The following is a 211-nucleotide window of genomic DNA, read 5'->3' as shown; positions in this document are numbered from 1 at the left end:
CTCGTGATAGCAAAGCATTGTTTAATTCAAAAGAAGGATTTTCACTCGTCGCACCAATAAAAAAAAAAGTGCCATCTTCAAAATAAGCCAGAAAAGCATCTTGATGGCTTTTATTAAAACGATGGACTTCGTCAACAAATAATAAGTTACGCCGTCCTGCAGCCTGATTTTGTTTAGCAATTTCAATAGCAGAACGAATCACTTTAATACC

General features: G+C 35.5%; 1 protein-coding gene. It reads right to left on the bottom strand.

The window, feature by feature from the left end; all coding sequences use genetic code 11:
* Window positions 1–211: AAA family ATPase (locus tag V6255_RS18945; protein WP_341629482.1), on the bottom strand; the 211-nt coding region annotated here is incomplete at both ends.

The organism is Psychromonas arctica, assembly GCF_038155225.1.
In the GTDB taxonomy this organism is placed as follows: domain Bacteria; phylum Pseudomonadota; class Gammaproteobacteria; order Enterobacterales; family Psychromonadaceae; genus Psychromonas; species Psychromonas arctica_B.
This window is presented reverse-complemented; position numbering and strand designations above follow the sequence as displayed.